The organism is Caulobacter sp. SRI_008 (assembly GCF_057586355.1).
This window is the reverse complement of record NZ_JBYCZS010000013.1, coordinates 23947-46593: the sequence shown is the minus strand read 5'-3', so window position 1 is coordinate 46593 and position 22647 is coordinate 23947. Positions and strand designations below refer to the sequence as shown.

Genomic DNA, 22647 nt, shown 5'->3' with positions numbered 1-22647 from the left:
TTCAGGAACGACCATGACCAAGCGACTTCGCGGCGTGATCGCCGCCATCACCACCCCCGTTCTCGAGAGCGGTGAGCCGGACATCCACCGGTTCCTCGCGCGGGCCCGCCAGCTCCTGGACAGCGGTTGCGACGGCCTGAACGTGCTGGGCACGACGGGCGAGGCCACCTCGTTGTCAGTGTCCCAACGCATGGACGTCATGAACGCCCTGGCCGGGTCGGGCCTTCCCCTGGCCCGGATGATGGTCGGGACGGGGGCGGCCGCCGTGCGCGATGCGACGGTGCTGACGCGCGAGGCCGGCGAGCTGGGTTTCGCTGGCGCGCTGCTCCTGCCGCCATTCTACTATCAACCGGTCACCGACGCGGGCATCCTGCGGGTCTTCGACGAAGTCGCCAACAGTTCGGCGGCCGCGCCGCTGCCGCTCTATCTCTATAATTTCCCGGCGCTCTCGGGCACGCCCTATACGCCGGCGCTGGTCGCGGCCCTGGTCGCGCGTTTTGGCGATCTGATCGCGGGCCTCAAGGACTCTTCGGGCGATATCGCCTATGCGCGCCAGATCGCGGCTCTATCGACGCACCTGGACGTCTTCCCATCCAACGAGGCCAATCTGATGCTGGCCCGCGACGAGGGCCCGTTCGCCGGCTGCATCTCGGCGACGGCCAATCTCAACGCGATCGACTGCGCCTTGGCCTACCACCATGGCGACAAGGCCGCCCTCGCGCGGGCTGTGGCCGTCCGCGGCATCTTCGACGGCCTGCCGCTGGTCCCCGGCGTCAAGGCCATGGTCGCCCACCTCTCGGGTGATCTGGAACATGCCCGGACCCTGCCGCCCTTCTCGCCGCTGCTGGCCGAACAGATGCAGACCCTGGTCTCGCGTCACGTCGCGCTCTGCGCCCCAAGCCCCGTCGCATGACCTACGCCTTTCAGCCCGCGCCGCATCCAGCGATCGCCATTGAGGGCGAGTCCCTGACCTTTCCGGTGCGGCGGGTGTGGTGCGTGGGTCGCAACTACGCCGATCACGCGCTTGAAATGGGCGGCGACCCGGTTCGCGAGCCGCCCTTCTTCTTCGCCAAGCCGACAGACGCCATCGTGCCGGGCGGAGGCGCCCTGCCCTTCCCGCTGGCGACGAGCGATCTGCATCACGAGGTTGAGCTGGCCGTCGCCCTTGACCGTGGCGGCGTGGACCTGACGGCTCAGCAAGCCTTGGCGTGCGTTTACGGCTACGCGCTGGCGCTGGACATGACGCGTCGCGATCTACAGGCCCTGGCCAAGCGCGACGGCCGGCCCTGGGACATGGCCAAGGGGTTTGACCAATCCTGCCCGATCGGGGCGGTGCGCCCGGCGCGCGGTCTGGAGCCGAGTGGGACGATCGGTCTGACGATCAACGGTCAGGTTCGCCAGAGCGGCAGGTTCGTCGACATGATCTGGTCCGTGGCGGACTGCGTCTCGGCGCTGTCACGCCTCGTGCGGCTGGAGCCGGGCGACATCCTGCTGACCGGCACGCCGGCCGGCGTTGGCCCGGTCGCCGCTGGCGACGTCCTCGAAGCCCACAGCGACGCTGCGCCGTCGCTGCGCACGGCCTACCTAGCGCGTCCCGCGACGCGCGAACACGAGGTTTCCTGATGACGCAAACGCTCGCCGCTGACCGTGTCCGGTTCCACCCGCGTCTGCGCGACTATGTCGAGACCGAAGTGCTGGCCGGTCTGGACCTCGATCGCGCGCGGTTCTGGACGGCCTTTGGCGAGATCATCGCCCGGTTCGCGCCGGTCAACGCGGCCTTGCTGGCCGAGCGCGACCGGCTGCAAAGCCTGATCGACACCCGCAACGCCGCTTGGAAGGGCCAGGCGCCGTCGCCGCAGGCCGAGGCGGCGTTTCTGCGGGAGATCGGCTACTTGCAGCCCCAGCCGCCCGCCTTTGCGATCGCCACCCAGAACGTCGATCCGGAGCTGTCGACCCTGGCCGCGCCGCAACTGGTCGTGCCAATCGACAATGCGCGCTACGCGCTCAACGCCGCCAACGCCCGCTGGGGCAGCCTCTATGACGCGCTCTACGGCACCGACGCTCTGCCCGGCGCGGCCGCGCCTAGCGGATACGACACCGGCCGCGGCGACGCCGTCGTGGCCTGGTGTCGCGCCCGTCTCGACGAGATCGCCCCGCTAGCGGCGGGCAGCCATGCGGCGGTCACCGCCTACCGGGTCGAGAACGGCCAGCTGGCCACCGACAGCGGGGGCTTGCGCGATCCGGCCCAGTTTGTCGGCTACGCGGGTGCGGCCGAGCGCCCCGACAAGATCCTGCTGCGCAATCACGGCCTGCACCTGGAACTGGTGATCTCGCCGCAAAGCCCCATCGGCCGACGCGACCGGGCCGGCGTCGCCGACCTGGTGATCGAGAGCGCGGGCTCGGCGATCATGGATTTCGAGGACTCGGTCGCCGCCGTCGATGAGGACGACAAGATCGCGGTCTACCGCAACTGGCTGGGCCTGATGCGGGGCGACCTGGCGGCCAGCTTCAAGAAGGACGGGCGGCTCATCGAGCGGCGCCTGGCGGCCGATCGCGTCTATACCGCTCCTGATGGCGGCGCGTTGGTCCTGAGGGGACGCGCGGTGATGCTGGCGCGCAATGTCGGTCTGCTGATGACCACCTCCCTGGCCACGCTCGACGGCCAGGCGGTTCCGGAGGGCATTGTCGACGGGGTGGTCACCGCCCTGACGGCGCTGCACGATCTTCGCGGCGCGCGCCGCAACAGCCCGGCCGGCTCGGTCTATATCGTCAAGCCCAAGCTGCACGGGCCGGCCGAGGCGGCGTTCACAGACCAGCTGTTTTCGGCCATCGAGGCGGCCCTGGATCTGGCGCCCAACACCCTGAAGGTCGGGGTGATGGACGAGGAGCGACGCACCAGCGTCAATCTGCGGGCTGTGATCGCCGCGGTTCGCGAGCGCATCGCCTTCATCAACACCGGCTTTCTCGACCGCACCGGCGACGAGATTCACACCGCCATGCATCTGGGTCCGGTGCTGTCCAAACCCCAGATGCGCGCCGCGCCCTGGCTGCAGGCCTATGAGGACAACAATGTCGACGCGGGCCTGGCCTGCGGCCTGGCCGGACGGGCCCAGATCGGCAAGGGCATGTGGGCCATGCCCGACGCGATGGCCGACATGCTGGCCCAGAAGATCGTCCATCCCCGCGCGGGCGCCAGCACCGCCTGGGTGCCTAGCCCAACGGCGGCCACCCTTCACGCCCTGCACTATCATCAGGTCGACGTGACCGCCCGCCAGGCTGAGCTGGCCGGGCGCCAGACCGACCAGAGCCAGTTGCTGATCGCGCCGATCGCCGGTCCCGAGCGGTGGACCCCGCAGGCGCTGGCGCGGGAGATCGACGGCAACGTCCAGAGCATCCTGGGCTATGTCGTGCGTTGGGTGGACCAGGGCGTGGGCTGTTCCAAGGTGCCCGACCTGGACGGCGTGGGCCTGATGGAAGACCGCGCCACCTGCAGGATCTCCAGTCAGATCCTCGCCAACTGGCTGACCCATGGCGTCATCAAGCTGGAGGCGGTGGAGGCGTCGCTGCGGCGGATGGCGCAGGTCGTCGACGCCCAGAACCGGTCCGATATCGACTATCGCCCGATGGGCGTGGACCTGGAGCGCAGCCAGGCGTTTCGCGCCGCACGCGCCCTGATCCTCGAAGGCGCTCAAGCGCCGAGCGGTTACACAGAGCCGCTGCTGCACGCCGCCCGTCTGGGCCGCCGCGCCGCGCCGCCCGCCACCTAGGTCGGGCCACCTCGCCCGCCGGCGAACAAAAGCCCCCGTCGCCAGACGGGGGCTTTCTCAGTGTAAGTCGCTTGAGGAACGATGGCAGGGCCAGGATCTGGCCCTGCCGTCCCCTCGGCCTAGCGGGTGAACTTCAATTGAAGGGCGATCACGCGCGGCCGGTTCAGAGTGCCCCAGTAGGCGTTTGCGCCGGCCGTCACGCTCGAGGCGAAGGTCGTATAACGCTTGTCGGCCAGATTGGTGCCGATCACGGCCAGCTCCCAGCCGCCTTGCGTATCTGCGAGCGCGATCTGCCCGTCGAGCAAGGTATGAGCCTTGGACTTGGGCGACAGCGGATCGGTCGAACGCAGCTGCAGGTCGGCGTCGCCATTATAGGCGGCGGAACCCTGGAGCTTGAGCTGGAGGCGGTCGTTCAGGGGGTGGCTGTAGCGCGCGCCCAGCGATCCGGACCATTTGGGCGCGCGGGGCAAAGGCATGCCCTTGTAGGCCACCAAGGCGCCGGCGGTGCCGAAGTCCTTGAGGAATTGGGCGTCCGAATAGACGGCGGTGGCGTTGAAGGTCACCTCGCCGACGCGCCAGGAGCCGCCGGCCTCGACCCCGCGCGCGCCGACATCGGCATTGGAGATCACCGACTGAACGACACCGTCGACGAGCTCGACGCGACTGATCTGGAAACCGTCGACGCGTGTGTCGAACAACGCCGCGGTCAGATAGCCGCGGCCTCGGAAGTCAAACTTGGCGCCCGCCTCCAGCGTGTAGGCGGTTTCGCCCTCGAAGGCCGCGCCGGCCAGCGAGACCGGCGAAGACTGGAAGCCGCCGCTCTTGCTGCCCTTGGCCCAGCTCACATAGAGCATGGTGTTGTCGCCGGGGCGGTACTGCAGGCCCAAATCGCCGTCGAGCTTCTTGGCGGTCTTGGTCGCCAGGGTCGTCTTGGGGAGGGTCGGGGCCTGGCTGGGTAGGGCGAAGAAACCCGTCGAGACCCGCTCATAGGTCGGGGTTTTGTCTTCATCGGTATAGCGAAGGCCGGCCGAGAGCTTGATCTTGTCGCTGAGGGCGTAGTGGGCCGCGCCGAAGACCGACAAGGCTTCGGTCTTGATCAGGATGTCGCCCGTCGAGGTCCCCGCAAGCGGATAGACGCCGCCGCCGGTCTGGGCCTTGGCGCGACGCACCAGACGCCAGTTGTTCTTGTAGTAGAAGGCGCCGACTAGCCAGGAGAAACGATCTTCCACCGGCGAGGCCAGGCGGACCTCCTGTGACAGGATCCAGTTCTTTTCATGATCATAGAGGTCAAGCAGCTGGGCCCGGGTCAGGTCCATGTCGGTGGCGCGCAGCGAATCCCACTGCGCCCAGGCGGTCTGGGCCGTAAGGGCGTAGCGGCCCAGATCGTGCGTTCCAATCGCGGTCAGGCGGTCGCCGCTCTGGTTGTCGAATTGTAGCGGTCCGGCGGTGGCGCCGGCGCCCACGGCGTCCGAGCCGCTGAAGGACTTGTCGTTGCCCAGGGCGTCGAAGTTGCTTTGGCCCAGCGCCTGAGCGCGGCGGGTGACCACGCCGTTGGGGTCGCTGAGCAGTTCCATGTAATGGCCGTCAGTCTGGCGGCTGTCGTGCTGATAGAGGACGGTCAGGTCGCCGGTGTCGCCGAGCGGACCGGTGAGCACCAGCCGCTGGGAGGTCTCGTTCACGCGGCGCTCCTTGTCGCCGAGATTGAGATTGTGGACGTAGCCGTCCTCGTCGTTGAAGACGCCCGACAGGCGAACGGCGAAGCCCCCGCCGAGGGGAAGGTCCACCCCGCCCTCGAGCTTCTTGCCATCGATGCCGCCGCTGCGGGTCAGGGCCAAGTCATAGCCGAAGACGTTGCGCGGTTTGCGGCTGGCGATGCTGATCGCGCCGAGGCTGCTGTTCTTGCCCAGCAGGGTCGATTGGGTGCCCTTGATGAATTCCACCTGCGCCACGTCGTAGACCGGCAGGATGAAGTCGCGCGGGTGGCCCAGATAGATTCCGTCGGCGAAGGTGGGCACGGAGCTTTCCATGCCGGGGTCGGCCGAGGTCGAGCCCAGGCCGCGCAGCGACGACGACGCGCCGGCCGTGCCCTGCATGATGATCAGTCCCGGGACGATGCCCGACAGCTGTGTGGCGTTGGTGATGTTGGCCGCGGCGATCGCCTGGGTCTGCAGGACGCTGATCGTCGCGGGCGCGTCGAGCAGGGTCTCGCCCTGTTTGCGGGCCGTGACCACGACCTCGTCGATGGCCGTCGCGCCGGTACTGGCGTTCCCCGTCTGGGCGGCGGCCGCCAGCGGCGACAGGCAACAGCCGGCGATGAGCGTCGCGCGAGCAAGCGCGGTATGGCGGATCATAGGTACCTCCCTGTGGTCATTTTTTTAATATTTCGACCAATGTTGGCCATTCAATACCATTTTGGTTGCGGGCACAATCGGTGCCTAATGTCCATTTGGCCACAGGTTTGGACGAAGCGTACCGGCGCGACGTATCCAAAAACGACCCGCCACCAGACCGATTGAAACCATATTGGTTTAACGCCGTCGCGCCCTGACCCAAACCGGGACCTGGGCGGCGTTGACGTCCGGTCGTGAGGGCCGCCGGTTCGGCCTTTGCGCAGCGGCGCTGCGTGTTCGGACCGCCGAGGGGGCCGTCCGGCGTGAGATGATACGGGCGCGGTCGGCGCGGAGGGGCATTCAAGGCCTGACGGGGCGTCTTTGGGCCTGGCCGCTGACCTCCCACCCCGCGTCAGGGTGCAAGCGAAGCGTCAGGACCACGCCCAAGAGGCCGATCACGGCGACCGCCAGGAAGGCGAAGCGGAAGTCGGCGGCGCTCAGCTTGGCTTGACCGTGCTGGTTCGCCAGATGCAACAGCTGGGCGCCCGCGGCGACCCCTAGCGCCATCGCGACTTGCTGGCCGATGGTCGACAGGAGAGCCGCGGCTGCGCGCTGCTCGCCTGGCGCCTCGGCGAAGCCGAGCGTGTTCAAGGCCGTCATCTGCAACGAGCGCGCGGCCCCCGCCAGGACAACCACCGCCACGGTGAGCGCGAGCGGCGTTTGCGCGGCCAGGAGGCCGCAGGCGGCGACGGACCCGGCGACCACGAGCCCATTGCCCACCAGGACGCTTTTGAAGCCGAACCGGCGCAACAGAGGCGTCGTCACGCTCTTCATGCCGAGGTTGCCACAGAAGTAGGCCAGCAGCACCAGCCCCGCCTGCAACGGATTGAGCGCCCAGGTCTCCTGCAGCATCAGCGGCAGCAGGAAAGGCGTTGCGCTGATCGCCACGCGCTGCAGGGCGCCGGCGTCCATTGTCGAGACGCAGAACGAGGTCAGCCGCAAGGGCCTCAGATCCAGGATCGGATGGGACGCTTGGCGCAGCCAAACATAGGCGGCGAACCCCAGGACCAGGGCGATCGTCAGGAGCACCGCCGACTGGACCGCCTGGTCCGGCGCGCCGAGTCGTTCCAACGCGTAGATCAGCAGGATCAGCGCCGTCGAGGTCAAAACCCCGCCCACGATATCGAGCGGGCGGGCCAAGCGCTCATGATTGTCGGGAATGAAGGCCAGGCTGAGCAAGACGCCGAGCAAGCCGATGGGCGCGTTGAGCAGGAAGTTCCAACGCCAGTCAAACCACGTCGATATCGCCCCGCCCAGAACCGGTCCGAGAACGGGCGCGATCAGCGCGGGCCAGGTGATCAGCGCCGTGGCCTGCATGATGGCCTGCTTCTGGACCTTGTCGACGGAGATCGCCCTGCCGATCGGCATGATCAGGGCGCCGGCCATGCCCTGAAGGACCCGGGCGGCCAGGAAAGGGGTGAAGGACGGGGCGAGCGCGCAGCCGACCGAGGCCAAGGTAAACAGCGCGACGGCCACCGCGAAGACCCGCTTGGCGCCGAAGCGGTCGCTGATCCAGCCGCTTAGCGGCATGAACGCGGCGACGGCCAGCAGATAAGCGGTGACGGCGCTGTTCATGGCCACCACGGAGACGCCGAACGTGCGCGCCATCTGCGGAAACGAGGTCACCAGGATCGTGCCGTCGAGAAAGATCATGAACAGGGCGGCCGCGACGATCAGGGCGACGCCGGCAGGACCGCGGAATGGAGATTGCTTCACGGGAAAATCCTGGCTGGAGCGGGGCCGGCGAATAGGGTTACAAGGCCAAGTGCGAGGTTGCGCATGTCACGGCCCGAAGGATGCGACGCGTTCGGGTCCGCAAAGCCCCAAGCCTCAGGGCTCAAGGCGCTGGCCAAGCCGGGCGGCTGACGACGCGACGATCCCCGCGCGTTGGGGCAATGGCGCGGCTCGCGCGAGGCGACCCCCTCGACGGGGCTGGCGCGCGCTCGCCGAAAGGAAGGCCGCCCCCGCTGATCGGCGGACGCGATCCTTGGCGGGTGTCGTGTGTGACGCCATGCGTTTTACCCCTGCTTGGACCCGCTCAGCCGGCCGCGCCGGCTACGGTCGACCAGGACGCGCAGCGGCTTGCCGGAACGCGCCGGTCGCGCCTGGCTCGCTCGCCGAGCACGTCACTTTTTGAAACCAATTTCTCGTTTGATTGACCATATTGGTTTCAATCGCAATGGCAAATTTTGAGCGCTAACGCCCAGTCAGACCTGGCTTTCGAGTAATCTTAGCACCGTTCACACGGACTTGAATTGCCGAACGCCAACCTATATGGACCATATTGGTTCAACGAAAAATCAGGAAACGCCATGTCCGCTTCGCTCCAGGTCTTGCAGGGTCCGCGCACCGTGATCCGAGCGTTCTCCGGTCAGCGCAGCGCGTCCTATGCGCCACCCGAAGACGCCAGCGGAGAGCTGGCGCAAGCGGCGTTGCGCCAGCTTTCTCTGGAACGCCTGATGGCCTACGGCGTGCACCATCCCGACGCCATGGAGCTGCGCGGCCGGGTGTGGTCTGGCGAAGACTGGCGCGCCGTGGCGACCGATCTGGCCGAGGTGTCTCTGGATCCGCCGGAAAGCCGCGTCGCCATGGAAACCCCGGCCAGTCGGGCCCGTCGCCTGCTGCGCGCATCGGCTCTGGTCCGCATGAGTCAGATGATGATGTTGCGCAACAGTCCCGAACGCTCGGCGATCTATGGACGCGCCAGCGAGCTCTATGCCGAAGCCGCCTTGCTGCTCGGCGATCGCGAGAAGGTCGTTCTGCCCACCGCCAATGGGCCCCTTTTGGCCTGGCGCTATCGCAGCCGCCGCGCCGAAACCTTGGGCCGCGTCGTCGTGATCGGCGGCATCGAGGGCTGGGCGATGGACTTCAGCGAAATGGGCGAGAGCCTGGCCGCCCGCGGCCTGGAGGCTTGGGTGCTCGATGGGCCAGGCCAGGGCGACAGCCGCCTGATCCTGGGCCACTATCTGGGCCTGGGCTGGGAGCGGGCCTACAGCGACGTGTTCGACGCGATCGTGCAGGAGGGGCCCGACGTTCCGCTGGGCTTCATCGGCAACAGCATGGGCGGCTCGGTGGCGATCCACCTAGCCGCGCGCGACCCGCGCATCCTCGCCACCTGCAACAATGGCGGGACGAGCGCGCCGTTCATGGCGCGCGCCAACCCGACCTTCTTCCAGAAGATGACCGCCCATGTGGGCGAGGTGACCGAGGACGAGGCCGCCGAGGTCTGGCGCAGCGTCAATCCGGTAGATCCGGCCATGCCGATCCACACGCCCCTGCTGGTGGTGCAGGGCGGATTGGATCCGCTGGTCACCAACGAGGACGCCGCCTTCCTGTTCAGCCAAGCCGCCTCGGCCGACAAGCAGCTGGTCGTCTATTCCGACGGCGATCACTGCATCTACAATCACGCCGACGACAAGCACGCGCTGATCGGAGACTGGATGGTCTCGCGCCTGGCGCGGCGATGACTGGAGCGCACGAGGACGAAGCCGCTGCCGTCGACGTCGACGTTCTGATCGTCGGCGCGGGTCCGGCGGGCCTGACGCTGGCGTGCGACCTGGCGCGCAGCGGAGTCGCCTTCCGCCTCGTCGAGGCCTTCAAGGGTCCGCATTTCACGCTGCTGCTGTTTGGCGCAGCGCCCGCCCAGGTCGGAATGGACGGCCTTCCCGTGCGCTTCCTGCGCTTGCCGGCCGCCGGCCCGGCCGCCCAGGCCTATGGAATCAGAGGCGATGGCTTGGTTCTGGTGCGGCCTGACGGCTATCTGGCGATCCACGACGCCAAGCCCGCGTCCGACGCAACGGCGCGATGGTTCGCCGAGGTGCTCGATGAGGCGCAAGCGGCATGACCGACGCTCCCCCTCCCCGCGCGATCGAAGGTCCAGGCGCAAGGCGCGCTCGAGTAGCGCCGGGTTCAGGCCAGGGCGTGGCTCGTGGCCGGCTCGCGGTGGATGTGAGTCTGGGTCTGGCCCAGGTGATCGGCCATGGCGCGCATGGCCGCCTCGCCGTCGCGCGCGGCGATCGCCTCGACGATGGCCTCGTGCTCGTCGAAAGAATGATAGCTGCCGGCCGGCCCCTCCGGCCGCTTGACCAGGCTTCCCCAGACGACATAGCGGCGCACGCCGTTGACCAGGGCCTGGACCTCGGTGAGCAGGACGTTGCCGGTCGCCTCGGCGATCAGATTGTGGAACCGCCAGTCCAGCTCGGCATAGGCCTCCCACGTCGTGGCCTCGCGCATACCCGCGCACAGGCCACGCATCTCGGCGATCTGGGCCGAGGTGGCGTTCAGCGCCGCCAGCCTGCAAAGCCCGGGCTCGATCAGGGCGCGGGCCTGCATGGCCGCCAAGGGACTGGTGCGCGCGGCCAGTTCTTCGCTGCTGTCGCCAGCGTCCGCGCCGGCCTCGACATCGACGATGAAGGTGCCGCGGCCGACCTGACGGGCGATCTGGCCTTCGTCCTCCAGGACAGACAAGGCCTTTCGCAGTTCGGCGCGGGTGACGCAGAACCGTTCGGCCAGATCGCGCTCGGCCGGCAGCCGACCGTTGCCGTCCAGGCGCGCGGCGCTCAGCCACTTGCGCAGGGCGGCGATCAGATGGGTCGAACTGGTCATGTCAGGCAAGGGACGGCGGACTCGGCCATGAGGATGTTGTCGTCTTTATTTAAGCACCGCGCCAGCGACGAAGCCAGAGCCGCCGCGGCGCGGCAGGCCTTCGCCCCAGTTTGTCCCTGTCCTCGATGAGGTTGCTGCCCATGCTCGTGATCGATGCTCAAATCCACCTGTGGCAAGGCGCCCAGGCCCCGCCGCACCATTGGCGCGCGCCCTACAGGATGGAGGATGCGCTGCGCGATATGACGATGGCGGGGATCGACCGCGCCATAAATTGCCCGGCGATCTGGGACCCGGACGCCAATGACTACGCCCTGGAGGCTGCGCGGGCTCATCCCGACCGGTTCGCGACCATGGGCTGGTTCGACTTGGATCGGCCGGCCGATCCGGCCTTCCTGGAGACGTTCCTGGCCCGCCCCGGCATGATCGGCTTGCGCTTCGTCCTGGCCTTCACCAGTCCCGAGGCCCTGGCGCCTGACGGGGCGCTCGAATGGATCTGGGCTGGCGCCAGCCGCCTGGGACGCCCCATCGCGGTCATGGTCGGACCCGCGCAATACCAGGCCGTCGCCGACATCGCCCAACGCTATCCCGACCTGCGGCTGCTGCTCGATCACATCGGCGTCGGACCATTTCAGAAGCTGCCCGAGATCGGCGACCAGCTGGACGCGTTCATGGCCCTTGCGCGACTGCCCAACATCGCGGTCAAGGCGACCGGCACGCCCAGCATGGCCACCGACGCTTTCCCGTTCGTCAGCGTCCAGCCGGTCCTCAAGCGCACCTTCGACGCCTTCGGCGCGCGGCGGATGTTCTGGGGCACCGACTTCACGCGCATGCGCGGCAACTGGGACGAGTGCGTGCGGCAGTTCACCGAAGAACTCGACTGGCTCAAGGGCGAGGACCTGGAGTGGGTCATGGGCCGCGGCGTCAGCCAATGGGTCGGCTGGCCGTAACGCCGTTCGACATCAATCAAGAACACCGCGCGCTGGGCGCGGCGAAGGGAGGCGATCAATGTCCGCCGACGGAAACTGGAATCTCGTCATTCATACGCCCATGGGGCCGCGCGACGTGGCGCTGCAGGTGGTGACCCATGGCACGACCTTCACCGGAAGAGCCACCGGACCGATGGGCGAAGCCGAGGTCGAAGGCCAGGTCGAGGGCGAGCGCCTGACCTGGAACACCGATATCACCACCCCCATGCCTCTGAAGCTGCAGTTCGACGTCGCCTTCGTCGGCGACGCGGCTTCCGGCTCGGTCAAGCTTGGCATGCTCGGCAACGCCAAGGTCGCTGGCGAACGCGTCTAGACGGACGGGCGGGCGGGTCCGACGAAGGTCGGCCCGCCATGCTCATGGACCGGTCGGCCATGCTGACACCCGCATGGGCGGCATTGGCGTCGCCGAGATCCGTGGCAGGTCACGGCCATGACGGCCGGTCGCCCGAGGCGGCGGTAAATCAGCGCTGGCGCGTCAGCGCCGCCAGGCAGATCCTCGCGCTATCGCGGCGAAGGATCGTGGGGCGCGTCAGAGTCCGGCCCAGCCCGCAGGACCCCCAGGCCCTCGAGCATCAGCTCCAGGCCAAACAAGAACTCTTCCTCGAGCGAAACGGGCAGCACCGAGGCCAGGGCGTGGGTGGCTGGCAAGCGCGCCGCATCGAGACCGACGAACAGGTGCTGGTCCTCGCCCAGCGTGCTGGACAGCTGCATCGCGAACCCCAGCACGTAGCGGGCCAGGGTCGCATAGGTCTTGGCCGCCATCCGTGGCTCGAACCCGTTGGCCAGCAGGATCGCCAGACTGTGCTCACGCTGCTTCATGGCGTTGGGCCCCATGGGCGGGACGTCAACCAGCAGTCTGGCCGCGCCCGGATGGCGGCCCAGGACGAGGAACATGTGATGCGCCAGTCCCCGGCAGGCTTTTTGCCACTCCTGCGCGCCGCCGCCGGGCAGCGCGCAGGAGGTCCCCTCGCGCATCTCGGCGAACACTTGATCGACGACCTGGGCCACGAGATCCTCGCGGCTGGCGAAATGCCGATAGAGGGTCGCGGTGCCTGAACTCAAAGCCTCGGCCAGCCGCCGCATGGTCAGGGCTTCGGCGCCCTGTTCGTCGAGCAACTGCAACGCCACGGCCAAGATGCGATCCAAAGGAACGGGCGGGCGACCTGGAGCGGCTTTAGCGGGCACGTGGAATTCTCTCAAGGCAAGGCGGGGCGTTTCGAAGCGAGCGCTCGGCCGCGAGGCCGACCATCCCCGACCTTTACAGGATCGCAGTTGGATCGCGTACGGGTCACAACACGTCCGGCCTCAAGCCCGACTCTGCTTCCTCAGCGAGCCGTGGACGACGTGGCGCACCACTTTGCGCCGCAGACGCGCGACCAGGCCCGTGGCCTGCAGGGCGCCGGTCAAGCGTCTTCCCGACTCCGTCAGCCGCGACCGGATCTCATCGAGCTTGACGTCGACAAGGACATGGTCGCGCTTGCGCCAGCGACCGGCGATCATCACCGCTTCGATATTGGCGATGCTGGCGTGCAGCACCGCCGCGATCGGATCGTGGGCGGGCCACAGGTTCAAGGCCCGCGCGTCGATGGCGACGATGTCGGCTTGAAGACCCGGTTCCAGTCGCCCGACGCGGTCGGCCAAGCCCAGGGCGCGAGCGCCCTGGACGCCGGCCCAGGACAGGGCCTGTTTGCTAGTGATGGTCGGGGTCGGTGAGAACAGGCCGGTCCGCTGGCGATGCTCGGCATGATCGAGGCCGCGCTGTTGCGCCAGGGCGATGCGCGCGGCGATCAGGATCTCGCCGGACACGCAGGTGTCGATATCGGTGCCCAGAGACGGCGCCGCGCCCAGGCGCATCAGGCGCCCGGTGATCGGCGCGCCGTGGCCCTGACCCAGCTCGTTCTCGGGCGTGGACGTGAAGCTGGCGCCGGCGTCGACCAGGGTCTTGATCCAGTCGTCGGGAATGTCGTTGCCGTGGACGATGTTGGTTCGCGGACTGACGAGGCCGGCGTCGCGCACCTTCTCCCAGGCCGGACCCGGCCGGCCGCCGCTCTGGTGCATCGAGACGATCAAGTCGCGCTCGCGCGCCGTGCGGAAATCGGCCAGGGCGACTTCAGCGCTGGAATACTGGGGTCCGGGGATCGCCATGCCGACGTCCAGCAGGGCGTGGCCCGCGGCCGGTCCGTTCAGGAGACGGTCGATGTCGGGCGCGGGCTGGGCGACTTCGCGCAGCTTGTGGGAGCCGCCATGCAGGTAGACGGCGCGAACGCCCGCCTGCATCAGCCCCTCGATCGTCGCGTCCGCATGGTCGGGCGTGCGGGCGTTGTGACACCAGTCGCCGATCGTGGTCACGCCACAATTGATCTGATTGAGCGCGCAGGCCAGCGCGGCGATCCCCATATCGTCCGCGGTGAACTGCGCGGCCAGCCCCCCATGGACCTTGCTGAGATATTCCAGCAACGTCCAGTCGGCCCCGATGCTGCGAAGTCCCGTCTGCCAGGTGTGGATGTGGGCGTTGACCAGGCCGGGGATCAGGATGCGCCCGGAGAAGTCGACAACCTCCGCGTCGGGCCGCTCCAGACCCAGGCCGATCGCGGCGATGCGATCGTCCTCGACCAGGATGTCGGCGCGCTCGGCGTCGGGACGGCCGGTCGCCATCGTCACGATGGTCGCGCCGCGCAGGAGGACCGGCCTCATTGGACCGCCCTCAGCGTATGCGAGGCGTCGGGCGAGCTTCCCGGCGATCCCGAGACCGGCCCCGGAGCCGGCGCGAACCTCGCCAGGGCCGCCTGGGTGCTGGACAGCAGGTCTTGGGAGGCAATATGGCCGATATAGCCGTCGGGCCGGATCAGCAGGAGCGCCGGGCCGGCCAGGCCGTAGGCGCGCCGGAAACATCCGGCGATGTCCTTGAACCCTTGCAGGGCTCCGGTCGGACGCTTGGCGTCGATCACCACGCGCTGCAACGGCGCGCCGACGGCCGGCCAACTCAGGCGCTCCAGGTCCTGGGCGGCCTTATCGCCATAGGCGATGGCGGTGAAGTGGGGCCCGGCCAACAGGTCGAACAGCCGAACGGCCGCGCCCTTGGTCGCCCGCAGCTCCGCGTCGGGGGCCCGATCGCCGACCCGCAGCGTGCCGGTCATGGCCGAACCGGCGGCCAGCGGCCCGTCCTGATAGCTCAGGGCCAGTTGCTTCTCGTCCTTGCCACGCCGGATGGAAGAAGGATCAAGCTTGGCGATCCCTTCGTACTTCTGGGTCGACAGATTGAGGACCGCCGCCGCGATGGGCTGGCGCTCGGCCTGATAGCTGTCGAGCAGACCAGGGTCGGCCCCGGCCAGAACCTGACCGAGCTTCCAGCCGAGATTGTAGGCGTCCTGGACGCCCGTGTTGAGGCCCTGGGCCCCGGCCGGGGTGTGGGCGTGGGCCGCGTCGCCGGCCAGGAAGATCCGACCCAGGCGATAGGTTTTGGCCAGGCGGATATTGGGCCGGAACACCGAGGTCCACCGGGCGTCGCTCAGGACCACGGCGCGCTTTGAAATCCGTTTCTGGATGCGCTGGTTGATCGCGGCGAGATCGGCCGGCGGCGTCTCGTCCGGCGCCAGGCGGATCATCCATTGGAAGAGATCGGAGTGCGGCAGCGGACAGGCGGCGATGAACTGGCCGGCCTTGCCCGGCCAGACGTGCCAGCGCTCGCGCGACAGGCCGCGGGTCACGGCGTCGACGATGACCATCCGGTCTTCCTCGTGGGTGGAGCCGATGAAGTCGATGCCCAGAGTGTGACGCACGGCGCTGGCCCCGCCGTCGGCGCCGACCAGGTAGCGCGCGGTGATGGTCTCGACCTGCCCCTCTGGGCCCGAGACGCGGGCGGTCACGCCCTTGGCGTCCTGGGTCAGGTCGAGGAATTGGCGGCCATGCTCCACCGCCCCGCCGAGCGCCGCCAGACGCGCCTGCAGGATCTGATCGGTGCGAAACTGCGGAATAAGCAGGGTGTTGGGGAACGGCACGTCGGTCGTGCGCTTCTGATGGGCCATCATCCGCCACGGCAGGGTCACCGCTCCCAGGTGCAGACCCAGCAAGGGATAGTCCCCGCCCGCCCGCTGAATGTCCTCGACCACGCCCAGGTCCTGAAAGACCTCGAGCGTGCGGGGCTGCACTCCCTTGGCGCGCGACCCCGGAAAGCTCGCCCCGGCCTTGTCGATGATGCGGACAGTCAGCCCACGGCGCACCAGATCCACCGCCAGGACGGTCCCAACGGGCCCCGCCCCGACGATCAGCACGTCGATAATCCCTGCGCTCACGCGACGCTCCCTTGCGTTCGACAGGACTGGAAATCCAACCCGTCGTTCATTTCGGATACGGTGTAACCAAAATGAACTTGAGTCAACACGCCCGGCTTCGACGCGGCGTCGCGCCGCATCCCAGCCGTCGAGGGCGGGCCCTCCCCGGGCCGCTTCGGCCTTGCCTGATCCATGACCCCGTGCGACCGGGGCGCTCGCCTGGCGGCGTGGTCGTCGGCGTGGCGACGAGGTCTTGGCGGCGACCGAGACGACAGCCAAGACGGCGGCCAGACGGAGCAATGGCAGCCAACCGTCGGCGCCCGTTGAAGACCGTGCGCGGCCTTGTCGGCGTTCGCCCTAGGCAGCGTCGAGGGGCCAGCATCCCTGGCGCCGACCGTTTCCATGCCAAGGAGGAGCCTTGGCGCGAGACGGTCCGGGAGAGGCTACAGCTGCCCCGGCCGCGACGACGCCCAGGGATCTCGGCCCCGCAGCTCCATCACTCGCCTGAAGCGCGAATTTGTCCAATACATCCAGCTTTGGGCGGAAAATCCCGACTTTTACGGCTGCTGACCCACGGATCGGCCGGTTCGAGGGCGCCCATCGTCCGGATCGACAGCCCGGCTGCGCGGCGGCCCAAAGCCGGTGGTCAACACCGACAGCGTCCCGCCGCTCTTCGACGGGTCGCCTTCAGTCGGCCGCGCAGGATGAACTCTTCCGACGGCGATCCCGGCGTCTACGACCCTGCCAAGGACCGCAGCAATCTCATGGCGGCTTGGGTCGCCGATCGGCTGGCGCGGCCCATAGACGACGCCCCCGCGCCGAGGCGGGCTTCGGTGGCGATCCCGCCGCCGGCCCTCAGACTCCCGCCGCGCCGTGAGCGGCTCGCAGATCCGCCAGGTGGGCGTTGGTTTCGCCCAGATGCCCTCGCATCGCCAAGACGGCCCGCTCAGCGTCACGCGCCTCCAGGGCGTCGATGATCTCGGTGTGTTCGGCGAACGAGTGATAGTCGTTGGGCGGCCGCAACGGACGCTTGATCAGATTGCCCCAGACCACGAACCGCCGCACGCCGTTGAGCAGCCGCTGGATCTGGACCAGCAGGACATTGCCCGTCGCCTCGGCGATCAGATTGTGAAAACGCCAATCGAGCTCGGCATAGGCGTCCCAGGAGTCGGCGATACGCATCTCGTCGCACAGTCGGCGCAACTGGCCGATCTGTTCTGAGGTGACGTTGAGCGCGGCCAGCCGCGCCAGTTCCGGCTCCACCGCGATGCGGGCCTGCATGGCCGCAATGGGGCTGGTGCGGGCGGCGATGCCCTCGACGGCCAAGTCTTGAGCCGTCTCGCTGCGCGTCAGGAATGTTCCCTTGCCGACGCGTCGCCAGATGACGCCCTCGGCTTCCAAGACCGCCAGGACCCGCCGCAGCTCGCTACGTCCCACCGAAAAGACCGCTGCCAGCTCCCGCTCTGGCGGCAAGCGCCAGTCCGGTCCAAGCCGCGCCGCATCCATCCAGGCTTTTACCGTCGCAAGCAGCTTGTCCGTGTCGCTCATGCCCGTTCCTAAAACCGATACCAACCATATTGGTTTGACCTAGAGACCACAAGGCTCGCGGCGAAAACCCGCCAGAACGGGCATCGAAGCGGCTCTTCAGCCGCCAGGCGGAGAGGGAAGGCAGACCAATTACAGATTGGTTGACCGCTGCGAACGATCTCATAGCGCCCAGGGTCGAGAGACCGTGGTGTTGACATCACCACGCTTGGCCGGCGTTGCGCTCGCACGCCTGCTCGCGATCGGCGCAGGCGCGCCGGTTTTGGCTTTCTACCGGACCGGGACGTCCTGGCCTGCAAAGCCCCCTATGGGAGGGCTGCACCGAGGGCGCTGGCCTGCAGCGCGCCGCAAGGCGATCATATCGAGGCGCAACTGACCGCCTGCTCGGCGCGCTTGACCCGGCGACTCGGACGTCAGACCCCTGTTCGCCCGGAGCGGGACGCGGGCATGGAAGCGGTCGAAATGGCGCCTACGGGCCAACCGCGGCGCGAAGGTCAGAAGCGCGCGAAACCAGGCTCGGTCGAGGGATCGCGGCCCAGGAAGAGTTCGGCGATCGCGGCGCGCAGCCAAGTCAGGCGGCCGTCTTCATTGAAGCGGCGGTGCCAGAACTGTTTGAGCGGGATCGACGGGATCGCTATCGGCGGCTCAAGCAACTGCAGATCCGCACGTTCAGCCCAGACCAGGCCGACGGCCTTGGGCACGGTGATCACCATCTCGCTCTTGGCGATGATCAGAGGCGCGCTCATGAAATGGGGCGTACGCAAGGCGATGCGGCGCGTGGCGTTCTGGGCCTGCATGGCCCGCTCGAAAATCTCCTGGCTGCGCCCCTCGGCGCTGACCACCATGTGGTCCAGCCCCAGGAATGTCCGCCAATCGAGCCGGCCGTCCTGGATGCGCGGATGATCGCGCCGCACCAGGCAGGTGAAGGCGTGGTCGAACAGGCCCTGCTGGTGGATGCCAGCCTTTAGGTCGGGGAAATATCCCAGCGCCAGATCCACCTGGCCGGCTTCCAGCGCCTGGCCCAGCTCCTCTGGGCGCAGGGACACCGAGGCGACCTGGGCGCGCGGACTGACCCGGCGCAGATGGTTGATCAGCTTGGGCAGGAAGATCATTTCCCCGATGTCGGAGAGGCAGAGCGTGAACGGTCTCTGGACTGTCAGCGGATCAAAGCGCTCCGCGGGCAAGATTTCGCCGATGACCGTCTCGATGATGCGCCGCACCGGCTCGCGCAGGCGAAGGGCCCTGGGCGTCGGCGCCATGCCATTGGCGCTGCGAATGAACAGTTCGTCGTCGAGGGCGACGCGCAGTTTGGCGAGCGACACGCTGACCGTGGGTTGGCTCAACTTCAGGCGTCGGGCCGCGCCGGTGACGCTCTGCTCGTCGAACAGCGCGTCCAGCACCAGCAACAGGTTCAGATCGAGCCGACGTAAATCCATAATCGTAATAGTGATAATTCAACCAATTACGTTCAGCAATGATGGGAGCCAAGGTTAGCCTTCCAGCAATCGCCAAGATGGGCGCACGGGAGGATCGGCATGTTCTTGAACAACGCATGGTACGTCGCCGGCTGGGCGAGCGAGCTGCAGCCTGGCCAGACGATCGGCCGCAAGTTCCTGGGCCAGTCGGTCGTCCTGTTCCGAACTCAGAGCGGCGCCCTAGGCGCGCTGGAAGATCGGTGCAGCCATCGCGCCATGCCGCTCAGCCAAGGCCATCTGACCGGCGAGAGGATCCGGTGCGCCTATCATGGGCTGGAATATGATCGCGCGGGGCTCTGCACACGCATCCCTTCTCAGGACCGCATTCCCGCCAAGGCCCGTGTGCGCAGCTATCCGGTCCAAGAGCAGGACGCGGCGATCTGGATCTGGATGGGTGACGCCGAGCGCGCCGATCCGGCCGAAATTCCCCGCCACCTCATGCACAATGACCCCGCATGGGCCTGGCGTAGCGAGCACTTCATGGTGGCCGGCAACTGGCAGTTGCTGATCGACAACCTGATGGACCTGTCCCACCTGCCCTATATCCACCCCCACACGATCGGCGGCGATCCGGACACCCATTTCCGCGCCAAGACGGTGGCCGAGCGCTCCGCCAACGGCGTTGTCGTGCGGCGACACATGCCAAGCTCCCCTGCTCCGCCGACCTATGTCGCGGCCAAGGGCTTCACAGGCCTGGTCGATCGCTGGCAGGAGATCGAGTTCATGCCGGTGATGCTGCGCATCCATACGGGCGCGTGCGATGCCGGAACGGGCGCCTACGAAGGTCGCCGCGAGCACGGGTTCTCGATGCTCGGCTTCCACGGGATCACGCCCGAGACCGAAAAGACCACGCACTATTTCTGGTCGATGGCCACCAACATCCTCACCTCGAGCGTCGTCGACCTCGTGTTCGAGCAGACGGCCCGAACCTTCAAGGAGGATCAGGCGGTGCTCGAACAGCAGCAACTGCGCATCGACGAGAACCCGATGGCCCCGCTCGTGGACATCGGCACGGACGTGGGCGGCAACATCGCCCGCAGACAGCTCGAGGCCTTGATGCGGTCCGAGCGCGTTGACCCTTCGCCGGCCGCCTGAACGGTGTTGTCCGTGTAGGCCAGCCGAAAGGCGGTGTCGTCGAGCGACCTCGTCAGCCTACCCGGCTTTCTCGCAAATCGGGCGTCAAGACCTTCCGGGGGGGGGGTCACGTGAGCCCCCCAAGGCTATCAGCTGGGCGCGCGTCCAGACTTCGCGATCTCGCCCAGGAGGCGGCCGCTGCGCTTCGGGGCTCGTTTCTGCGTCGCGCGATCGACGGCCACGAGGCCAAATTTTGGCCGGTAGCCGAAGACCCATTCGAAATTGTCCATCAGCGACCAGTGGATGTAACCGCGAACCGGCAGGCCGTCGGCGAGGCAAGCCCCCACGCCTTTGAGCGCCTCGTTGATGTAGACGACACGTCGGTCGTCATCTTCGGTGGCGATACCGTTCTCGGTCACATAGACGGGCTTTTGGGTGGCCGCGTAGGCGTAGCGGATCGTCTGCTCAAGCGCCTGCGGGTAGAACTCCTCGCCCATTTGGGTGAGTTCGGCGCCCGGGGGCGGCTCCACTTGGCCCTTGTCATCGATCCGCGCGCGGCCATAGGTCTGCACGCCGATGAAGTCGCCGTCGGCGGCCGCGGCCGCCAGCCAAGGCTCGTAACATTGGCGACGCTTGTCGGCGACGCGGCTGTTGGGCCCAAGGGGTTGATCGTCAATCAAGGACAAGCTGACCCCGACGGGGAAATCGCCCGGACCAGCCTTGATCGCCGCGTAGCCTTGGCGGTGAGCGGCCAGGAGGTTTGGCAGCATCAGCTCCTGACGACCGAACATAATCGCCGAGAAGCGGTCCGAGGCCGCGGCCTTGGCCGCCTCGACCATCGCTGCGCGCATCTGCTGAAGAACCGGCGCGGGCAGGATCCACTGCAGCAGAAGACCCATGTTCGGTTCGTTCAGCGTGCTGGCCAGACCGGCGAACTCGCCGAGCCTGGCGGTCACCTTCTCGCAGTAGCGCGCAAACAGCGCCGGCGCCTCGGGATTCTCCCAGCCCCCTTGTGCGGCGAACCAGCGCGGGGCGCTGAAATGATTGTAGGTCAGGGCCGGGATCAGCCCATGCTCTCGGCAGGCCGCGCACATGCGCCGATAATGGTCGATCTCGGCGGCCGAGAACTCGCCGGGCTCGGGCTCGACGCGCGACCACTCGATCGAGAAGCGATAGGTGTTGAAGCCGAGCTTTGCGGCCAGGGCGATGTCCTCGGCGTAACGATGGTAGTGATCCAGCGCATCGCCCGACTTTTCCGAAAATGGGCTGTGAGCCAGGTGCTCGAGCAGCCACATGTCGCTGTTGAGGTTGCCGCCCTCCACCTGGTGGCCCGCGGTCGCCACGCCCCATAGAAACCCGCCTTGGCCACCGTTCGCCTTGGCTTGGGCGGCGGGCTTGGCTTGACCAGCGGCCTCTGGGGCGGCGTGCTTTGGGGCGGCTAGGGCCGAGGCGGGGGCCAGGCCCGCCACCGCGATCAGGTCACGGCGCGATAGGCCAGGGTTGGATTTCGTCATCATGGAATACCCAATCGAAAAAGGCGGACGCGCGGGGCGATCAGGGCGTCTTGCCGCCCGGTTGCAGGAGCCCGCGTCCCTCGAGCCACCAGTAGAATTCGTCGATCCAGTGCTTGCTCGTGCCCCGCGGGCCGAGCATCCCAAAGCCATGCCCGCCCTTTTCGTAGAGGTGGAACTCCACGGGCGCCTTGGCCGCCTGCCAACTGTCGACGATCGCCGATCCGGCCCCGCCAAACAGGCTGTCGTCGGCGGCGAGCGCCACGAACAGCGGCGGCGGCGTCGGCGGCGGGCTCACAGCGTTCATCGGCCCGTAGATCAGCCCGACGAAATCTGGCCGCGCGTCAGGCGCATCATTCAAGGTGACCTGCAACGCCGTCATCGCCCCGGCCGAGAAGCCAACCATGCCGACGCGATGCGGGTCGACGCCCCATCGGGCGGCGTTCTGGCGAACCAGGCGCAGGGCCTGGGCGCCATCGGCCACGGCGAGCGGCTGGGATATCGGCGGCGCCCGCCCTGCCCCGGCCTTGGCGGCCGCGCCGAAACGCGCGCCCATGACCTCGACGAAACCTTGATCCTCGGCCGGCGTCAGGTCGGTGCGATACTTTAGCACGAAAGCGGCCACGCCGTGGTCGGCGAGCCACTGAGCGACCGGGACGCCCTCGTTCTGCATCGACAGCATGACATAGGCGCCGCCGGGCGCGACGATGACCGCCGCGCCCGTGGCCTTGCCCTTGGCTGGCAGGTAGGGCGTCAGGGTCGGACGCGTGACGTTGCGCACGATCACCTGGCCCATCAGGTCGTTCCATTGCTCTTGGACGACGACGCCCTCGGAACCGGGAGCGACGCCGGCATAGAGCGCAAGCGCATCGGCGGTCTCGCGCGACGCGACCGGCTTGATGTAGAAACCTGGCGGCGGCCCAGGCGGTGACTGGGCGTGGGCGGTGGCGGTGGCGCTCAACGCGATCGCGGCGAACGCCAGGCCGAGCATCTTCAACTTCATCTTGGTCATCCTCGCAGGCC

Annotated in this window: 18 protein-coding genes; 8 read left to right on the top strand and 10 right to left on the bottom strand. The window is 67.8% G+C overall.

Annotated elements, in window-relative coordinates; genetic code table 11:
- Positions 1–13: 13 nt before the first annotated feature.
- Genes AC2YHT_RS13260 through AC2YHT_RS13250 form a run of 3 tightly spaced genes read left to right on the top strand, consistent with a single transcriptional unit; the run spans position 14 to position 3767 of the window.
- A complete protein-coding gene (locus tag AC2YHT_RS13260) occupies positions 14–913 on the top strand; it encodes a dihydrodipicolinate synthase family protein (RefSeq protein WP_487290261.1) in 900 nt (299 codons plus the stop codon).
- Positions 910–1623, top strand: a complete 714-nt coding sequence (locus AC2YHT_RS13255; RefSeq protein ID WP_487290260.1) for a fumarylacetoacetate hydrolase family protein — start codon at positions 910–912, stop codon at positions 1621–1623. The genes AC2YHT_RS13260 and AC2YHT_RS13255 overlap by 4 nt, the downstream gene beginning before the upstream one ends.
- A complete protein-coding gene (locus AC2YHT_RS13250) occupies positions 1623–3767 on the top strand; it encodes a malate synthase G (RefSeq protein WP_487290259.1) in 2145 nt (714 codons plus the stop codon). Before AC2YHT_RS13255 ends, AC2YHT_RS13250 begins: the two co-directional genes overlap by 1 nt.
- Before the next feature lie 119 nt (positions 3768–3886).
- Here the strand turns inward: AC2YHT_RS13250 and AC2YHT_RS13245 are convergent, their stop codons facing one another.
- Complete coding sequence (locus tag AC2YHT_RS13245; protein WP_487290258.1) at positions 3887–6118, bottom strand: TonB-dependent receptor; 2232 nt, start codon at positions 6116–6118, stop codon at positions 3887–3889.
- A 339-nt stretch (positions 6119–6457) separates the two neighbouring features.
- Complete coding sequence (locus AC2YHT_RS13240; protein ID WP_487290257.1) at positions 6458–7873, bottom strand: MFS transporter; 1416 nt, start codon at positions 7871–7873, stop codon at positions 6458–6460.
- Between the two features lie 596 nt (positions 7874–8469).
- On the opposite strand from AC2YHT_RS13240, the gene AC2YHT_RS13235 reads away from it, so the two are divergent.
- Together AC2YHT_RS13235 and AC2YHT_RS13230 are read left to right on the top strand one after the other, a co-directional pair.
- Positions 8470–9624 carry an alpha/beta hydrolase gene (locus AC2YHT_RS13235; protein WP_487290256.1) on the top strand — a complete coding sequence of 385 codons (1155 nt, stop codon included), beginning with the start codon at positions 8470–8472 and terminating at the stop codon, positions 9622–9624.
- Positions 9621–10001, top strand: a complete 381-nt coding sequence (locus AC2YHT_RS13230; protein WP_487290255.1) for an FAD-dependent monooxygenase — start codon at positions 9621–9623, stop codon at positions 9999–10001. Before AC2YHT_RS13235 ends, AC2YHT_RS13230 begins: the two co-directional genes overlap by 4 nt.
- A 65-nt stretch (positions 10002–10066) precedes the next feature.
- On the opposite strand, the gene AC2YHT_RS13225 is transcribed toward AC2YHT_RS13230, so the two are convergent.
- Complete coding sequence (locus AC2YHT_RS13225; RefSeq protein ID WP_487290254.1) at positions 10067–10762, bottom strand: FadR/GntR family transcriptional regulator; 696 nt, start codon at positions 10760–10762, stop codon at positions 10067–10069.
- 140 nt (positions 10763–10902) lie between these two features.
- Here AC2YHT_RS13225 and AC2YHT_RS13220 point away from each other — a divergent pair, with 140 nt between their 5' ends.
- Both AC2YHT_RS13220 and AC2YHT_RS13215 read left to right on the top strand, forming a co-directional pair.
- Entirely contained in the window at positions 10903–11709 is an 807-nt protein-coding gene (locus AC2YHT_RS13220) for an amidohydrolase family protein (protein ID WP_487290253.1), read from the top strand.
- A gap of 58 nt (positions 11710–11767) precedes the next feature.
- Positions 11768–12061: a hypothetical protein gene (locus AC2YHT_RS13215; protein ID WP_487290252.1), complete on the top strand. Its 294-nt coding sequence runs from the start codon at positions 11768–11770 to the stop codon at positions 12059–12061.
- Positions 12062–12249: 188 nt separating this feature from the next.
- Here the strand turns inward: AC2YHT_RS13215 and AC2YHT_RS13210 are convergent, their stop codons facing one another.
- The 5 genes from AC2YHT_RS13210 to AC2YHT_RS13190 all read right to left on the bottom strand — a co-directional run bounded on the left by AC2YHT_RS13210 (position 12250) and on the right by AC2YHT_RS13190 (position 18970).
- Complete coding sequence (locus AC2YHT_RS13210; protein WP_487290356.1) at positions 12250–12876, bottom strand: TetR/AcrR family transcriptional regulator; 627 nt, start codon at positions 12874–12876, stop codon at positions 12250–12252.
- A 177-nt stretch (positions 12877–13053) separates the two neighbouring features.
- Positions 13054–14442 (bottom strand): amidohydrolase family protein, encoded by a 1389-nt coding sequence (locus AC2YHT_RS13205; protein WP_487290251.1) that lies wholly within the window; start codon positions 14440–14442, stop codon positions 13054–13056.
- Positions 14439–16040: an FAD-dependent monooxygenase gene (locus AC2YHT_RS13200; protein ID WP_487290250.1), complete on the bottom strand. Its 1602-nt coding sequence runs from the start codon at positions 16038–16040 to the stop codon at positions 14439–14441. The genes AC2YHT_RS13205 and AC2YHT_RS13200 overlap by 4 nt, the downstream gene beginning before the upstream one ends.
- An 834-nt stretch (positions 16041–16874) precedes the next feature.
- Complete coding sequence (locus tag AC2YHT_RS13195) at positions 16875–17567, bottom strand: FadR/GntR family transcriptional regulator (RefSeq protein WP_487290249.1); 693 nt, start codon at positions 17565–17567, stop codon at positions 16875–16877.
- A 491-nt stretch (positions 17568–18058) separates the two neighbouring features.
- Positions 18059–18970: a LysR family transcriptional regulator gene (locus AC2YHT_RS13190; protein ID WP_487290248.1), complete on the bottom strand. Its 912-nt coding sequence runs from the start codon at positions 18968–18970 to the stop codon at positions 18059–18061.
- A gap of 129 nt (positions 18971–19099) precedes the next feature.
- Between AC2YHT_RS13190 and AC2YHT_RS13185 the strand changes: the two genes are divergently transcribed.
- A complete protein-coding gene (locus AC2YHT_RS13185; protein ID WP_487290247.1) occupies positions 19100–20134 on the top strand; it encodes a Rieske 2Fe-2S domain-containing protein in 1035 nt (344 codons plus the stop codon).
- 128 nt (positions 20135–20262) lie between these two features.
- On the opposite strand, the gene AC2YHT_RS13180 is transcribed toward AC2YHT_RS13185, so the two are convergent.
- Positions 20263–21630, bottom strand: a complete 1368-nt coding sequence (locus tag AC2YHT_RS13180; protein WP_487290246.1) for a glycoside hydrolase family 1 protein — start codon at positions 21628–21630, stop codon at positions 20263–20265.
- A 37-nt stretch (positions 21631–21667) separates the two neighbouring features.
- The gene (locus tag AC2YHT_RS13175) at positions 21668–22627 is read right to left on the bottom strand and encodes an alpha/beta hydrolase (RefSeq protein WP_487290245.1); all 960 of its coding nucleotides are present in this window, start codon (positions 22625–22627) and stop codon (positions 21668–21670) included.
- Positions 22628–22647 lie beyond the last annotated feature (20 nt).

Excerpts from the sequence above, each read along its gene's own strand:
- AC2YHT_RS13260 (WP_487290261.1), top strand. The coding sequence starts at position 14 with ATGACCAAGCGACTTCGCGGCGTGATCGCCGCCATCACCACCCCCGTT.
- AC2YHT_RS13255 (WP_487290260.1), top strand. The coding sequence starts at position 910 with ATGACCTACGCCTTTCAGCCCGCGCCGCATCCAGCGATCGCCATTGAG.
- AC2YHT_RS13250 (WP_487290259.1), top strand. The coding sequence starts at position 1,623 with ATGACGCAAACGCTCGCCGCTGACCGTGTCCGGTTCCACCCGCGTCTG.
- AC2YHT_RS13245 (WP_487290258.1), bottom strand. The coding sequence starts at position 6,118 with ATGATCCGCCATACCGCGCTTGCTCGCGCGACGCTCATCGCCGGCTGT.
- AC2YHT_RS13235 (WP_487290256.1), top strand. The coding sequence starts at position 8,470 with ATGTCCGCTTCGCTCCAGGTCTTGCAGGGTCCGCGCACCGTGATCCGA.
- AC2YHT_RS13230 (WP_487290255.1), top strand. The coding sequence starts at position 9,621 with ATGACTGGAGCGCACGAGGACGAAGCCGCTGCCGTCGACGTCGACGTT.
- AC2YHT_RS13225 (WP_487290254.1), bottom strand. The coding sequence starts at position 10,762 with ATGACCAGTTCGACCCATCTGATCGCCGCCCTGCGCAAGTGGCTGAGC.
- AC2YHT_RS13220 (WP_487290253.1), top strand. The coding sequence starts at position 10,903 with ATGCTCGTGATCGATGCTCAAATCCACCTGTGGCAAGGCGCCCAGGCC.
- AC2YHT_RS13215 (WP_487290252.1), top strand. The coding sequence starts at position 11,768 with ATGTCCGCCGACGGAAACTGGAATCTCGTCATTCATACGCCCATGGGG.
- AC2YHT_RS13205 (WP_487290251.1), bottom strand. The coding sequence starts at position 14,442 with ATGAGGCCGGTCCTCCTGCGCGGCGCGACCATCGTGACGATGGCGACC.
- AC2YHT_RS13195 (WP_487290249.1), bottom strand. The coding sequence starts at position 17,567 with ATGAGCGACACGGACAAGCTGCTTGCGACGGTAAAAGCCTGGATGGAT.
- AC2YHT_RS13185 (WP_487290247.1), top strand. The coding sequence starts at position 19,100 with ATGTTCTTGAACAACGCATGGTACGTCGCCGGCTGGGCGAGCGAGCTG.
- AC2YHT_RS13180 (WP_487290246.1), bottom strand. The coding sequence starts at position 21,630 with ATGATGACGAAATCCAACCCTGGCCTATCGCGCCGTGACCTGATCGCG.
- AC2YHT_RS13175 (WP_487290245.1), bottom strand. The coding sequence starts at position 22,627 with ATGAAGTTGAAGATGCTCGGCCTGGCGTTCGCCGCGATCGCGTTGAGC.